Source organism: Aureimonas pseudogalii (genome assembly GCF_014196835.1).
Lineage (GTDB): Bacteria > Pseudomonadota > Alphaproteobacteria > Rhizobiales > Rhizobiaceae > Aureimonas > Aureimonas pseudogalii.
The window spans coordinates 1-13550 of the sequence record NZ_JACIEK010000002.1 but is presented as its reverse complement, the minus strand read 5'-3'; the positions used below and the strand labels follow the sequence as shown (position 1 = coordinate 13550).

Sequence of the window (13550 nt, the reverse complement as noted above, 5' to 3'; positions counted from 1 at the left end):
CCCCATTTCCCTGACCTTTCGAGAACGAGCCAAGCGATGAGCACCGAAGTCAAAGTCCCGACGCTGGGAGAATCCGTCACCGAGGCCACGATCGGCCAGTGGTTCAAGAAGGCGGGCGACCGCGTCGAGCAGGACGAGACGATCGCCGAGCTCGAGACCGACAAGGTGACGGTGGAGGTGCCCTCGCCCGCCGCCGGCATCCTCGAGGAGATCGTCGCCCAAGAAGGCGAGACGGTCGGCGTCGGCGCGCTCATCGCCATGATCGGCGCAGGCGACGGGAAGGCTGCCGCCCCCAAGGCGGCGACCGAGAAGCCGGTTGCCGACGGCGGCGGCGAGAAACAGGCCGCATCCGGCGCGACCGAGGGCTATGGCAACGCCTCGACTGCACCGGCCTCCACCGGTCCCGACAGCGTGGGGTCGGGCTCCGACACCTCGCTGCCGAGCCCGTCGGGCACCGGCTCCAACGACATGCCGGCCGCCCCGTCTGCCCAGAAGCTGATGACCGAGAAGGGTCTCGGCGCCTCCGACGTCGAGGGCTCGGGCAAGCGCGGCCAGGTGCTGAAGGGCGACGTGCTCGAGGCGATCGCGCGCGGTGCGCCCTCCGGCGCCCCCGCCCCCGCGGCGAAGGCGCCCGCGGCGCCCCGCGTCGCCTCCGGCCAGGCCGACGAGGTGCGCGAAGAGCGCGTGAAGATGACGCGCCTGCGCCAGACCATCGCGCGGCGCCTGAAGGACGCGCAGGACACCGCGGCCATGCTGACCACCTTCAACGAGGTGGACATGTCGGCGGTGATGGCGCTGCGCACGCGCTACAAGGATCTCTTCGAGAAGAAGCACAAGGTGAAGCTCGGCTTCATGGGCTTCTTCACCAAGGCGGTCTGCCACGCGCTGAAGGAGATCCCGGCGGTCAACGCCGAGATCGACGGCACCGACCTCATCTACAAGAACTACGCCCATATCGGCGTGGCCGTGGGCACCGAGAAGGGCCTCGTGGTGCCGGTGGTGCGCGATGCCGACCAGATGACCATCGCCGAGATCGAGAAGGAGATCGGGCGTCTCGGCCTCCTCGCCCGTGACGGCAAGCTCGGCGTCTCCGACATGCAGGGCGGCACGTTCACGATCTCGAACGGCGGCGTCTACGGCTCGCTGATGTCGACGCCGATCCTCAACGCGCCGCAGTCGGGCATCCTCGGCATGCACAAGATCCAGGAGCGTCCGGTGGCGATCGCCGGCAAGGTCGAGATCCGGCCGATGATGTATCTGGCGCTCTCCTACGATCACCGGATCGTCGACGGCAAGGAAGCCGTGACCTTCCTCGTGCGCGTGAAGGACAGCCTGGAGGATCCCGAGCGCCTCGTGCTCGACCTCTGACCTCGTGGCGGGACGGGGCGGCACGCGATCGCGGCCCCGTCCATCGCGTGCGGCGGCGCAGGCAGGGCCCCGGCCCCGAAACACGAACGGGACACAGATGATCTCACGTCCGATGCGAACGGCGGCGGCAAGCGGAACGCAGCTTCGATGAGCGAGCGCGGCGTTCTCGTCGTCACCGGCGGCTCGCGTGGCATCGGCGCGGCGACCTGTCGTCTCGCCGCCGCGCGCGGCTATGCGGTGGTCGTCAACTACGCCGCCAGCGAAGCGGCCGCCGAGGCGCTCGTCGAAGAGATCGAGGCCGCGGGCGGGCGGGCCCTGGCCGTTCGCGCCGATGTCGGACGGGAGCCGGACGTTCTCGCGCTGTTCGAGGCCGCCGACCGGCTCGGGCGGCTCGCCGGGCTCGTCAACAATGCCGGCGTGGTCGACACTGCCGCTCGCGTCGAGGACATGAGCCTCGAGCGGCTGGAGCGCATGTTCCGCATCAACCTGACGGGGCCGTTCCTCTGCGCCCGAGAGGTCATCCGCCGCCTGTCGCGAGAGCGCGGCGGCGCGGGCGGGGCGATCGTCAACGTCTCCTCCGCCGCCGCCAAGCTCGGCGGCGCCGGCACCTATGTCGACTATGCCGCCGCCAAGGGCGGGATCGACACGATGACGGTGGGGCTCGCCCGGGAACTCGCCCCCGCCGGCATTCGCGTCTGTGCGGTGCGCCCCGGCATCATCGACACCGAGATCCATGCGGCCGGCGGTTGGGCGACGCGCGTCGCCGAGGTCGGCGCCTCCCTGCCGATGGGTCGCGCCGGCACGGCCGAGGAGGTGGCGCAGGCGATCCTCTGGCTCCTGTCGGATGAGGCCGGCTACTCCACCGGCGCGATCCTCGACGTCTCCGGCGCGCGGGCGATCCTGCCATGATCGCCGGCGCGCGCCCTCGCCGGCCGACGCCGACACCCGCCATGGTGATGCGCCGGCGCAAGCCTATCTTTCCGCCAAAGGGCGGCGCACGGCGCGCCGCCGCGGAGACCTGACCCCCATGGAAACCTCGCTTCCCCTCGAACTCGTGGTGCTCGGCTGGTCCGTGGTGCTGCTCTTCGTCCACATCGCCCTGCAGGGCCAGCTCGCGACGCGCGAGCGCGGCACCGGCTGGAACGCCGGCCCGCGCGACGGCGCGGCGCAGCCGCTCGGCAAGTTCGCCGGCCGCGCCGAGCGCGCGTTGAAGAACTATCAGGAGACCTTTCCGGCCTTCGCGGCGCTGGCGCTGGGCCTCGCCGTGGCGGATCGCACCGGCGGCATCGGCGCGGCTGGCGCCGCGCTGTGGCTCGCCGCGCGCGTCGCCTACGTGCCGCTCTACCTCTTCGGCGTGCCCTACCTGCGCTCGCTCGTCTGGCTCGCCTCGGCGGCCGGGCTGGTGATGATGCTCGTGCGCTTCCTCTGATCCCTCCACCCTTTGAGAAAAAAGTAGACCCATGGCTGACACTTCCGACCTCGTCTTCGACCTCGTCGTCATCGGCTCCGGCCCCGGCGGCTACGTCTGCGCGATCAAGGCCGCGCAGCTCGGCCTCAAGGTCGCCGTGGTCGAGAAGCGCCGCACCTATGGCGGCACCTGCCTCAACGTCGGCTGCATCCCGTCGAAGGCCCTGCTGCACGCCTCCGAGATGTTCGCCGAAGCCTCGCACTCCTTCGCCGATCTCGGCGTCAAGGTGACGCCCGAGCTCGACCTGCCGACCATGCTCGGCCACAAGGACAAGACGGTGAAGGCCAATGTCGACGGCGTCGCCTTCCTGTTCAAGAAGAACAAGATCGAGGGCGTCACCGGCACCGGCCGCGTCAAGGCCGTCGGCGAGGTCGAGGTGACCGGAGAGGACGGCGCGGCGCGCACGCTGAAGACCAAGGCGATCTGCATCGCCACCGGATCGGCCGTGGCCGGCATTCCCGGCCTCGACGTCGCCTTCGACCGCGACACGATCGTCTCGTCGGACGATGCGATCGCGCTCCAGAAGGTGCCGGCGACGATGGTGGTGGTCGGCGGCGGCGTCATCGGGCTGGAGCTCGGCTCGGTCTGGTCGCGGCTCGGCGCGCGCGTCACCGTGGTCGAATATCTCGACAAGATCCTCGGGCCGATGGACACCGAGGTCTCCGTCGCCTTCCAGAAGCTGCTGGTGAAGGAGGGCTTCCACTTCAAGCTCGGCGCCAAGGTGACGGCGGTCACGAAGACCGAGACCGGGGCAAGCGTCACCTTCGAGCCGGTGGCGGGCGGCGCGGCCGAGACGCTGGAGGCGGAGGTCGTGCTGGTGGCGACCGGCCGCAAGCCCTTCACCGAGGGGCTGGGCTTGGCCGAGGCGGGCGTCGCGATGGACAAGGCCGGCCGGGTCGAGATCGACGCGCATTACCGCACCAATGTCGAGGGCATCTACGCCATCGGCGACGTGGTGAAGGGCCCGATGCTCGCGCACAAGGCCGAGGACGAGGGCATCGCGCTCGCCGAGATCCTCGCCGGTCAGGCCGGCCACGTGAACTACGGCGTGATCCCTTCGGTGGTCTACACCTCGCCCGAGATCGCCTCGATCGGCCACACCGAGGACGAGCTGAAGAAGGACGGCGTCGCCTACAAGGTCGGCAAGTTCCCCTTCATGGCGAACGGGCGCGGCCGCGCCATGCTGCACACCGACGGCTTCGTGAAGGTGCTGGCCGACGCCAAGACCGACCGCGTGCTCGGGGTCCACATTCTCGGCTTCGGCGCCGGCGACATGATCGCGGAAGCGGGCGTGCTCATGGAGTTCGGCGGCTCGTCGGAGGATCTCGCCCGCACCTCGCACGCCCATCCGACCATGTCGGAAGCCGTGCGCGAGGCCGCCTTCGCGGCCTTCGCCAAGCCCATCCACATCTGACGACATGGGAGGTCGGCGCTCATGGCGCCGGCCTTTTCGCCTACCAGCACGGGACTGGTGCTCCGGCAGAAGCTTGGCCTTTAGGCGGGTGCTGGGATCCTGCCCGGCGGCGGGCCTGTCGAACTTGGCGGTGCGGGGCCGGCCGGCCTCGTGCACGCCGGATCACTGGCGTGCACGAGCTCTGAAGTCGCGCGGGACCTAGTGCTCCCAGAAGTGCCGGTCGAGCGCGAGGCGGGCGATCTCGCGGCGCTCGGCGTCGAGCACGCGCGCATAGTCGCCCCAGCCTTCCGCGAAGCCGGACTCGGCAAGGGTCTGGCGCACCGCGCCCACGGCCTCGCGATCCGACGGCGCGTTGATCGCGTCGTGGAAGGCGCCGGGCACCCAGTCCTCGCCCCTGACCGTGCCGGTTTCGATCCGATATCGTGACATCGTCATTTCTCCCAAACTGACCCGGGGGAGAGTGGACCGATGTCATCGCCTTGTCACGAGGCCTCTTCGTGAATTGCGCGTCATCCGGCGGGGGTGGGTCAGTTCAGGCGGCCGGCGCGGCAGCGCTGGTAGGCGTCGCGGCCGTCACGTTCGGCGCGCTGCCGGTTGAAAGCGGAGGCGCCGAAGGAGTCTTCGGCGTCGGAGAGGTTCTCGTAGGTGTTGCGCGCCGTTTGGTCGGCATAGTTGTCGCAGGACCGCGTCACCGGCGGACGGTAGGAATCGGGTGCGAGGCCGAGCGTCGGCGGACGGGCGTCGCCCGCGGCGCAACCCGTGAGGGTCGCGGCGGCGAGAAGGGCGAGGGACAGGGAGGGCAAGCGCATCGAGAGAAGCTCCGAGGCGGGAAGGGGTGCGCAAGGCAAGCCGGTCGACGCGCCGCTCATCTCGCACCGATGTCTCTTCAACGCCGGCGGTGGAAATTGGTTACCGCGCGGCGGAGGCGGGATGGCGAGGCCGAGGGCGAAGGTCTTGTCGCTCGCCCGACCTTGCGATGAACTGGCGCGGTCGAGTAGCGACCCCGCGCCCGCCGTTCTTCAGCCACGCGGCGCTGTCACGGCCGTCCCGTCCGGCACCGTATCGGTGAATGCCAGGATGAGATCGGCGAGACATCGAGGCCGCGAAGGTTCAGCTTCCCGCGGATGTGGCGGACCATCGTGCCTCCGTGGGGCATCGAGATCAGATCATCTGTTTGCAATGGCGTTGCCTGCCAGACTCCTTGGCATGACGGTCGTCATCAGAGATGAGATCGGCAGATGCCGGATCCTCGGGTATCCGGTATCATCACCGCTCGATAGAGGGGCCAATCGAGAACGGGCATGTCGATGAAAAAGTGCCTGCGCACATGCGCAGTCGTTCCGGTGCTTTGCCTGCTTGTCATGCTACCTGCAGTGTTTTCCACTGGCCCGGCCACTGCTCGATCGTCCTGGACTTATGATAGGGAGAAAGCCGTAGCTCTCAGTAAAGCAAGCAAATGTGCTGATCTATGGGAGTTGCTGTGGACGTGGTCGAAGACGGGCAATTGGACCGCACGTCACGATCTTGCGCTATCCGTGACCTACAACGGTTTGATTCCGCCCTTGTCTCGCATGAACGAAACCTCTTACAGGAAATCAATGATCGATATACTGATGTATGGAATGGTCCATGATCTGTGGTATTTCCGGCCCTTTCTCGACACGACGGCATTGCCGGGCAGAGAGCTTCATCACTACAAACCGACGCTTGAATGCATGAGAGATTCCGAAAATCGTCACCACTGTATCAACAGTGCGGTTAGAGAAGGGGTGTTGCCCGAATTCGATGCGTTGGCTCGAAGGATCGATCGTAGCGCGTCGGAGGAAAAGGCGACGTGCAGCCCCACTCACCATTTAGAGCGTTTCCCATAAAAGCTGGGTCGATCTTCACGCCCTGACGATGCGGCCGTAAGGTCGCTCACATCCTGCGGGAATTGGTCTTACGCCGGTCACCTTTTACGAAGCAGTAGACGCTGCTGGCGAACACGACAGCGTATCCCCGCGCCGCCTTCGGGCCTTTTCCGTGCCCGCCAGGAAGGAACATCGCCATGCCGGCCCTCGTCCGCCTCCCGCCTGTCCGGCTCGCCCGTTGGGCCGGACCTGCCACGCTCACCACCGCGCTGGTCGCCGGTGCCGGGCCGGCCTCGGCGCACATCCTCTCCTCGGCCGGCGGGTTCGCCAGCGGCTTCGCGCATCCGATGACCGGCGCCGACCATTTCCTCGCGATGTTCGCGGTGGGCATCTGGGGCGCGCAGATGGGCGGGCGCTCGGTCTGGACCCTGCCGGTGACCTTCCCGCTGATCATGGCCGCGGCGGGCCTCGCGGGCATGAGCGGGCTGGTGCTCACCCATGTCGAGACCGGCATCGCGCTGTCGATCCTGGCGCTCGGCCTTGCCATCGCGCTGCGGCTGCGGGTGCCCGAGGCCCTCGCGCTCCTCGCGATCTCGGTCTTCGCTGTGTTCCACGGCTATGCGCACGGCGTGGAACTGCCGCTGGCGACCGACCCGGCCGCCTATGCGGTGGGCTTCGTCGTCGCCACCGGCTGCATTCACGTGCTCGGCATCGGCGTCGGCCTCGTTCTGCTGCGCCCCATGCGCGGGCGTCTGGCGCAGGGGCTCGGCGCCGCGATCGCGGCGGCGGGCGTCGCCTATCTCGTGGCGTGAGCGGGTGAGCGCCATCCCGCTTCCCGCCCGGCACCGGCCCGGCCTTCGCCCGGCGATGCTCGGGCTGGCGCTCGCCGCGCTGGCCGTCACGGTCGGGGTGGACGCGCTCGGCGGCGGGCACGGCGTGCCCTGGGGCCGGCTGCTGGCGCGCCTCGCCACCGACATGCTGCTGCCGCTCGCCGGCTTCGGCGCGGCGCTCGGCGCGATGGGGGAGGGGGGCTTCGCGCTCGGCCTGGCCGCGCTCGCCGCCGGCGCGGCGGCGGGTCTGGCCTGGCGTCATGCCTTTCTCGAAGCGATGGCGAGCCTGCCGAACGTCGCCTCGCACGCCTTTCTCGTCGGCCCCATCGCGGGCGTCGCGGCGGGCCTCCTGCTGCTCGCGCCGCGTGCGCTGCGCCCGCTCCTGCTCGGGCCGGCGGCGCTGGCCGTGGGGGCCATGCTGGCGGTGGCGGTGAAGCTCGCCGATCCCAGCCTGCGCGATCCCCATGTGCCGTGGATCGCAGGGCTCGCCGGTCTTTCCTCCATGCTCGCCGCCGCCTGCCTCGTCGGCGCCGTGCGCCACCGCGCGCGCGACGTGGCGCTGCGCATCCTCGGCTCCTGGGTGCTGGCGATCGCCTGCCTCACCGGCGGCGCGACGCTGGCGACCCGCGGCGCTGCCCTCCCGCCGCCGCCGCCCAGCCTGCCGGGCGCGCGGTTCGACGAGACGCTGTTTCCGGAGTTCGGCCGTGCGCCCTGACGTGAAACTCCGCCGGGTGTTCGCCTCGGGGCTTGCGCTCGTGCTCGCGAGCGGCCCGGCCGCGGCGCATCCCGACATCACGATGGAATGCCGCGTCCTCTTCAACTTCGAGTCGGGCAAGCTCACCGGGCTCGGCGAGGCCTGGACCTTCGACGCCGCCTTTTCCGAGCAGCTCGTCGCCGACTACGACGAGGATCACGACGGCACGTTCGACGACGTCGAATCCGGCGCCATGGAGCGCGAGGTCTTCGGCAATCTCGCGGGGATCCACTACTACACGTTCCTGACGATCGCCGACCGCGAGCAGGCCGACCTCAAGCCCTTCGGCTTCCGCGCCCGGCAGGAGGGCGGCCTCGTCACCTTCGCCTTCGGCATCAAGCTGCCCGAGCCGCTCGACCCCGCGCTCTATCCCGTGCGAGTGGAGCTGAAGGACCCGGAATTCGCGGTCTACGCGGTGCTCAGCGGCGACCAGCCGGCGCTCCTGCGCGGCGATGCGGGCGGGCACTGCCGCGCGGCGATCCGCGACGATCGCGAGAACCCCTATTTCGACGGCACGGTGATCCCGCAGGAGATCCGCCTCGTCTGCAGCTAGGGGGTTGCTCAGTCGGCCCGCGTCACCTGCCACCCCGCGCGGCGCAGCGCCTCCACGAGGCCGGTCTCGCCGGGCAGGTGCAGCGCGCCGACCGCGACGAACTGGCCGCCATCTGTCAGCAGCGGCCCGAGGCGCTCCGTCATCACGCCGTTGCGCTGGCGCACCACGGTCTCCTCGAAGCGCTGGGTGATGGCGATCGAGGCGGCGTCGTCGGTGCCGGCGGGCTCCATTGCCGTGGTCGCGGGCTCGATGAGAGCGATCTCGTCGCGAAGATAGAGCGCGATCATCGTCTCGAAGAGATCGGGCAGCCGGTCGGCCATCTCCGCGCTCGCAACGAGATTGTCGGCCTGCATGTCGAGCGGCAGCGAGGCGAGCGCCGTGATCTGCTCCACCGCGCTCTCGAGGCCCGCCACCGGCTGGCCCGCCGCCTTCGCGCGCGCCGCCAGCGCCACGTCGAGCACCGCCGCGCCGGAGGCGACGCGCGCGGCCTCGCAGGGCGGCACGGTCAGGCTCATCGTCACGAACCAGGGCTGCAGCGTGCGGATCGCCGCGAGCGGCAGCGAGCGTTCTGCCAGCAGCGGCGCGAGGCGCGCCAGCTCGTCCGAGCCGAGCAGCGTCTCCAGCGTCTCGCCGGGCTTCAGGGTCGTGAGGTCCGGCCGCGACAGGAGCGCGGCGGCCATCGCGGCGGGGTCGAGCACGTCGGTGGTCTCGATCACCACCCGGCGCGCGCTCGCCAGCGCCGCTTCGGCCGGGGCGGGCAGGGCGAGGATGCGCGGGTCGGAGAGATGCATCGTGCCGAAGAGGAAGGAGGGCGCGACGCCCGCGCGCTCAACCCGCCAGAGCCGGCCCGTGCCGTTCGGCGTCGCGGCGGCCTCATGCCGCAGTGCCTCCAGCCGCCCGTCGCGCTCCAGCGCGGGAAGCGCGTTCGTGCCGGTCTCGCAGGCGGGCGCGGCGGCGGGCGTCTCCGGCCGCTCCTGCGCATCCGCCGTGCCGATCGCGGCGACCGCGAGAAGCAGTGCGCAGAGCAGCAGCGGGAAGAGATGCGCCGCCATCGCCATCGCACAGGCGAGGAGTCGGGGCAGCGTGGGGCGTCGGATCATGGCGGGGTCTCCGGGCGGCGGGCGGCGTCGCCGGGGCGGTCGGCGGATCGGGCGCGACCCTAGCGCGGGAAGGCGGACGAAAGCTTAAAGGGTCGACGCTCAGCGCCGGGCGCGAGGATGGGCGTTCTCGTAGACCTGCATCAGCCGCGATCCGTCCACCGCGGTGTAGCCTTGCGTCGTCGAGAGCGAGGCGTGGCCGAGAAGGTCCTGAATGGTGCGCAGATCGCCGCCGCCGGCGAGGAGATGCGTCGCGAAGGAATGGCGCAGCGCATGCGGCGTCGCCGTCTCGGGCAGGCCGAGCAGCCCGCGCAGCCGCGCCATCTCGCCCTGGATGATCTGCGGGCGCAGCGGTCCGCCCCGCGCGCCGCGAAATAGCGGCGCGTCGGGCGAGAGCGCGTAGGGCACGAGGCGCCGATAATGCGCGGCCGCCGCCAGCACCGCCGGCAGCAGCGGCACGAGGCGCTCCTTGTCGCCCTTGCCGCGGATGCGCATGGAGCGGGCCGAGACGTCGGCGAGCGCGTCGCCGGGCAGGCCGAGCGCCTCCGAAATGCGCAGGCCGCAGCCGTAGAGCAGCGTCAGCACCGCGACGTTGCGCGCCGCGATCCAAGGCTCGGCCGCCATCGCGCCGCCCTCTTCTGTCACGGCCCGGGCGTCGACGACGCTCAAGGGCCGCGGCAGGGTCTTCGGCACCTTCGGCGCGCGCATCGCCCCGACGCCCGCCGCCGAGGCCAGCCCCTCGCGCTCGAGATGGCGCACGAAGGAGCGCACGCCCGAGAGCACCCGCCCGAGCGAACGCGCGCCGAGGCCCTCGCGCCGGCGCTCGGCGAGAAAGGCGCGCAGATCCGCGGGTTTGAGGTCCGCGCAGTCGGCGATGCCAGCAGGGCGCGCATGGTGGCCGGCGAGGAAGGCCAGGAACTGCCGGAGGTCGCGCTCGTAGGCCTCCAGGGTCTCGGCCGAGACGCCGCGCTCGGTTTCCAGCCGCTCCAGCCAGGCCCGCTTGGCGTCGAGCAGCGGGCGCGTGGCGCTGAGAAGGATGGGCGTGTTCACGAGCGATCCTCCGGTTCGCGGGGCGCGCCCCAGCGTTGGCGTCCCCGAAAGCTGCGTCCCCAAAGCTTGGCGCCGCGAGCGGTAAACGAACCGTTGCGCGCGGCCCACGCCGCCCTAGCTTCCGCACGAACGCGCTCGACGACACAAGCGGTCGCCGCGCGCCCCTTCGATCGAACCGCCCCTGCCGTCCAGGCGAGGGCCGCCATCCAGGAGAGACCCGATGAAACGTCATGCCACCGCCATCTGGAACGGAGCGCTCGCCGACGGCAAGGGCACCATCACCACGCAGTCGGGCGCCCTCGACCAGCACGGCTATTCCTTCAAGGCCCGCTTCGAGGACGAGAGCGGCAAGTCCGGCACCAACCCGGAAGAGCTTCTCGGCGCCGCCCATGCCGGCTGCTTCGCCATGCAGCTCTCGCATTTCCTGGCCGAGAACGGCACGCCGGCGCACGAGTTGAAGGCCCGCGCCGTCGTCTCCGTCGAGCAGGCCGCCGGCGGCTTCGAGGTGAAGTCGAGTGCCATCACGCTGGAGGGCAAGGTGCCCGGCATCGACGACGCCAAGTTCCAGGAACTGGCGACGAAGGCCAAGGAAGGCTGCCCGATCTCGAAGGCGCTCGGCGCCATCGAGGTGTCGCTCGACGCCAAGCTGGTCTGACGCGGGGCTTCTCGACGCTCACCGGGGCCGCGCGACGGGCGCGGCTCCGGCCCTCGCCGACACCAGGCTCGCCGGGCACCCTGCCGGCGGAATGTCCTTCAGCCCTCGCGTCGCTGGCGGGCGTAGAGTTCGAGCCGGTGGAAGACGATCTCGTAGCCGAGCTCGCGGGCGATCTCGTCCTGCAGCGCCTCGATCGCCTCCGACCGGAACTCCACCACCGCGCCCGTGTCCATGTCGATCAGATGGTCGTGATGCCCGCTGTCGGCCTGCTCGAAACGCGAGGGGCCGCCGCCGAACGCATGGCGATGGATCGCGCCCTTCTCCTCGAGCAGCCGCATCGTCCGGTAGACGGTGGAGAGCGAGATCGAGGGATCGATCGCGGAGGCGCGGCGGAAGATCTCCAGCGCGTCCGGATGGTCGCCGTGCTCACCGAGGATCTTCAGGATGGTGCGCCGCGGCCGCGTGATGCGCACGCCGCTCGCGCGCAGCAGCGTCTCGTAGTCGGGAAGGGGGCTGTCCGGGATCGTCATCCCTCCTCCTCTAGCGAAATTCGCGGCCGGATGCGACGGACCCGCGCAGGACGTTCGAACCAAAATGCATCGGGACAGGGCGGTCGCCAGGGCGTGACGAGGGTCGCGCCGCGTGGGAGAGGGCAAGCGGAGCGAAGGACCGCCTCGCTCCACCGGCATCGTTCATACTCGCCCTCCGATCTCAAATGCAAATCGTTCGCAATTGCATTGACGATCTCTCGGCCGCCGCCTAGCTTGCCTCGGACGTCGGCACGGCCGGCAGCGAGCGGGGACTTGGGGCATGGCACGGCAGTTCGGCGAAGACGGCGGCGCGGGAACGGGCGCACTGCCCGGCACAGAAGACGGGTTTCGCACGGCCCGCGGCGAGGGGTCGCTCGGCGCGTCCTTCGGCTCGGTCGCGACACGCGTCGACGGCACGTTCTGGCGCCGCTTCCTGGCCTTTCTCGGCCCCGGCTATCTCGTCGCCGTCGGCTACATGGATCCCGGCAACTGGGCGACCTCGCTCGCCGGCGGTTCGGAGTTCGGCTACACGCTGCTCTTCGCGGTGCTGCTCTCCTCGGTGATGGCGATCGTGCTGCAGGCGCTCTGCGCGCGCTTTGCCGTGGCCACCGGCCGCGACCTCGCGCAGGCCTGCCGCGACAGCTATTCGCGCCCCGTCTCCTTCGGCCTCTGGATCCTCGCCGAACTCGCGATCGTCGCCACCGACCTCGCCGAGGTCATCGGCACCGCCATCGCCTTGAAGCTCCTGTTCGGCCTGCCGCTCGAATACGGCGTCGTCGTCACCGCACTCGACGTCTTCGTGATCCTCTGGCTGCAGTCGCGCGGCTTCCGGCGCGTCGAGGCCTTCGTCGCGACGATGATCCTCGTCATCGCCGTCTGCTTCGTGGCGCAGATGATCCTCGCCCAGCCCGCGGTCGCCGCGGTCATGTCGGGCTTCCTGCCGTCCTCTTCGATCGTCACGGACGAGCGTCAGCTCTATCTCGCGCTCGGCATCCTCGGTGCCACCGTGATGCCGCACAATCTCTACCTCCACACCGGCATCGTCCACACCCGCGCCTTCGGGCGGAGCGCCCCGGAGAAGCGCGAGGCCGCCACCTTCGCGACGATGGATTCGACGATCGCGCTGGGTCTGGCGCTCCTCGTCAACGCCTCCATCCTCATCCTCGCCGCTTCGGCCTTCCACGCCAGCGGCCACGGCACGGTGGGCGATCTCGAGGAGGCCCATTCCCTGCTCGCGCCGCTTCTCGGCTCGGCCCTGGCGCCCATCCTCTTCGCCGTGGCGCTGCTCGCCTCCGGCCTCTCCTCCACCGTCACCGCGACGCTTGCCGGGCAGATCGTGATGGAAGGGTTCCTGCGCCTCAAGCTCTCGCTCGTGGTGCGACGCCTGGTGACGCGCGGCCTCGCCATCCTGCCGGCGGCCGGCATCATCATCCTCTACGGCGAGTCCAGCGCCAACGACCTCCTGGTGTTCAGCCAGGTCGTCCTCTCGCTGCAGCTGCCCTTCGCCGTGGTGCCGCTGGTGATGATGTCGGGTGACGCCGCGCGCATGGGCGCGCTGAAGGCGCCGCGCTGGCTGATGGGGATCGCCGTCGCCATCGCCACGCTGATCGTCGTCCTCAACGTCAAACTGGTTGTGGATTTCGTCAGTAGCGGCCTCTGACACACGTGCCGAACCGCCTGTCATGACCTCAGCATGACAGGCGGCGCACCCGCCAAGCCACTGCAACGAAACGGAAAACGAGAAAACTTACGCGAGCATGAATTTTTGGCGTTGACGTCGTCGCAGGCCGCCGCCTATAAGCCGCCCACCGACACGGCGTCGGCCCGCCGGTTCCACCGGTTGCCCCGCGAAGGGTCGGAGCCAGAGTGTACGGCTTCGAACGGGTGTTGGCGAGATTTCACGAGGGTATCGCGAGATGCTTTTGTGCTGGGTTCCCTTGGGGGATTTGGCGAACGGCGAGCTTTTGGGTTTTTGCCGTGT

At 70.0% G+C, this 13550-nt stretch carries 15 protein-coding genes; 10 read left to right on the top strand and 5 right to left on the bottom strand.

Annotated features, from left to right (window positions below; translation table 11 throughout):
* Positions 1 to 36 precede the first annotated feature (36 nt).
* The 4 genes from odhB (at position 37) to lpdA (ending at position 4250) form a co-directional block, all read left to right on the top strand.
* A complete protein-coding gene (gene odhB / locus GGR04_RS06600) occupies positions 37 to 1368 on the top strand; it encodes a 2-oxoglutarate dehydrogenase complex dihydrolipoyllysine-residue succinyltransferase (RefSeq protein WP_183199065.1) in 1332 nt (443 codons plus the stop codon).
* A 147-nt stretch (positions 1369 to 1515) separates the two neighbouring features.
* Entirely contained in the window at positions 1516 to 2277 is a 762-nt protein-coding gene (locus GGR04_RS06595; RefSeq protein WP_183199064.1) for an SDR family oxidoreductase, read from the top strand.
* Positions 2278 to 2386: 109 nt separating this feature from the next.
* Complete coding sequence (locus GGR04_RS06590) at positions 2387 to 2797, top strand: MAPEG family protein (protein ID WP_376769835.1); 411 nt, start codon at positions 2387 to 2389, stop codon at positions 2795 to 2797.
* A gap of 31 nt (positions 2798 to 2828) precedes the next feature.
* A complete protein-coding gene (lpdA, locus tag GGR04_RS06585) occupies positions 2829 to 4250 on the top strand; it encodes a dihydrolipoyl dehydrogenase (protein ID WP_183199062.1) in 1422 nt (473 codons plus the stop codon).
* 198 nt (positions 4251 to 4448) lie between these two features.
* On the opposite strand, the gene GGR04_RS06580 is transcribed toward lpdA, so the two are convergent.
* Together GGR04_RS06580 and GGR04_RS06575 are read right to left on the bottom strand one after the other, a co-directional pair.
* A complete protein-coding gene (locus GGR04_RS06580; protein WP_183199061.1) occupies positions 4449 to 4679 on the bottom strand; it encodes a hypothetical protein in 231 nt (76 codons plus the stop codon).
* A gap of 98 nt (positions 4680 to 4777) precedes the next feature.
* Positions 4778 to 5059: a hypothetical protein gene (locus GGR04_RS06575; protein ID WP_183199060.1), complete on the bottom strand. Its 282-nt coding sequence runs from the start codon at positions 5057 to 5059 to the stop codon at positions 4778 to 4780.
* A 492-nt stretch (positions 5060 to 5551) separates the two neighbouring features.
* Here GGR04_RS06575 and GGR04_RS06570 point away from each other — a divergent pair, with 492 nt between their 5' ends.
* The 4 genes from GGR04_RS06570 (at position 5552) to GGR04_RS24255 (ending at position 8237) form a co-directional block, all read left to right on the top strand.
* Positions 5552 to 6121: a hypothetical protein gene (locus tag GGR04_RS06570; RefSeq protein ID WP_183199059.1), complete on the top strand. Its 570-nt coding sequence runs from the start codon at positions 5552 to 5554 to the stop codon at positions 6119 to 6121.
* A 176-nt stretch (positions 6122 to 6297) separates the two neighbouring features.
* Complete coding sequence (locus GGR04_RS06565) at positions 6298 to 6912, top strand: HupE/UreJ family protein (RefSeq protein ID WP_183199058.1); 615 nt, start codon at positions 6298 to 6300, stop codon at positions 6910 to 6912.
* 4 nt (positions 6913 to 6916) lie between these two features.
* Complete coding sequence (locus GGR04_RS24395; RefSeq protein WP_183199057.1) at positions 6917 to 7645, top strand: hypothetical protein; 729 nt, start codon at positions 6917 to 6919, stop codon at positions 7643 to 7645.
* Positions 7635 to 8237: a DUF1007 family protein gene (locus GGR04_RS24255; RefSeq protein WP_183199056.1), complete on the top strand. Its 603-nt coding sequence runs from the start codon at positions 7635 to 7637 to the stop codon at positions 8235 to 8237. Before GGR04_RS24395 ends, GGR04_RS24255 begins: the two co-directional genes overlap by 11 nt.
* Positions 8238 to 8245: 8 nt before the next feature.
* Here GGR04_RS24255 and GGR04_RS06550 read toward each other — a convergent pair whose 3' ends face one another.
* On the bottom strand, positions 8246 to 9337 hold the full coding sequence (locus GGR04_RS06550; RefSeq protein ID WP_246392872.1) for a TraB/GumN family protein: 1092 nt from the start codon (positions 9335 to 9337) through the stop codon (positions 8246 to 8248).
* 99 nt (positions 9338 to 9436) lie between these two features.
* On the bottom strand, positions 9437 to 10384 hold the full coding sequence (locus GGR04_RS06545) for a tyrosine recombinase XerC (RefSeq protein WP_183199055.1): 948 nt from the start codon (positions 10382 to 10384) through the stop codon (positions 9437 to 9439).
* Positions 10385 to 10604: 220 nt separating this feature from the next.
* Between GGR04_RS06545 and GGR04_RS06540 the strand changes: the two genes are divergently transcribed.
* A complete protein-coding gene (locus GGR04_RS06540) occupies positions 10605 to 11039 on the top strand; it encodes an OsmC family protein (RefSeq protein ID WP_183199054.1) in 435 nt (144 codons plus the stop codon).
* A gap of 98 nt (positions 11040 to 11137) precedes the next feature.
* Here the strand turns inward: GGR04_RS06540 and GGR04_RS06535 are convergent, their stop codons facing one another.
* Positions 11138 to 11569, bottom strand: coding sequence for a Fur family transcriptional regulator (locus GGR04_RS06535; RefSeq protein WP_183199053.1), 432 nt, complete (start codon positions 11567 to 11569; stop codon positions 11138 to 11140).
* Between the two features lie 280 nt (positions 11570 to 11849).
* Between GGR04_RS06535 and GGR04_RS06530 the strand changes: the two genes are divergently transcribed.
* On the top strand, positions 11850 to 13229 hold the full coding sequence (locus tag GGR04_RS06530) for an Nramp family divalent metal transporter (protein ID WP_183199052.1): 1380 nt from the start codon (positions 11850 to 11852) through the stop codon (positions 13227 to 13229).
* Positions 13230 to 13550: the final 321 nt, after the last annotated feature.

Coding starts and splice junctions, on each gene's coding strand:
- odhB (WP_183199065.1), top strand. CDS start 37: ATGAGCACCGAAGTCAAAGTCCCGACGCTGGGAGAATCCGTCACCGAG.
- GGR04_RS06540 (WP_183199054.1), top strand. CDS start 10,605: ATGAAACGTCATGCCACCGCCATCTGGAACGGAGCGCTCGCCGACGGC.
- GGR04_RS06550 (WP_246392872.1), bottom strand. CDS start 9,337: ATGATCCGACGCCCCACGCTGCCCCGACTCCTCGCCTGTGCGATGGCG.
- GGR04_RS06575 (WP_183199060.1), bottom strand. CDS start 5,059: ATGCGCTTGCCCTCCCTGTCCCTCGCCCTTCTCGCCGCCGCGACCCTC.
- GGR04_RS06595 (WP_183199064.1), top strand. CDS start 1,516: ATGAGCGAGCGCGGCGTTCTCGTCGTCACCGGCGGCTCGCGTGGCATC.
- GGR04_RS06535 (WP_183199053.1), bottom strand. CDS start 11,569: ATGACGATCCCGGACAGCCCCCTTCCCGACTACGAGACGCTGCTGCGC.
- lpdA (WP_183199062.1), top strand. CDS start 2,829: ATGGCTGACACTTCCGACCTCGTCTTCGACCTCGTCGTCATCGGCTCC.
- GGR04_RS06580 (WP_183199061.1), bottom strand. CDS start 4,679: ATGTCACGATATCGGATCGAAACCGGCACGGTCAGGGGCGAGGACTGG.
- GGR04_RS06565 (WP_183199058.1), top strand. CDS start 6,298: ATGCCGGCCCTCGTCCGCCTCCCGCCTGTCCGGCTCGCCCGTTGGGCC.
- GGR04_RS06530 (WP_183199052.1), top strand. CDS start 11,850: ATGGCACGGCAGTTCGGCGAAGACGGCGGCGCGGGAACGGGCGCACTG.
- GGR04_RS06570 (WP_183199059.1), top strand. CDS start 5,552: ATGTCGATGAAAAAGTGCCTGCGCACATGCGCAGTCGTTCCGGTGCTT.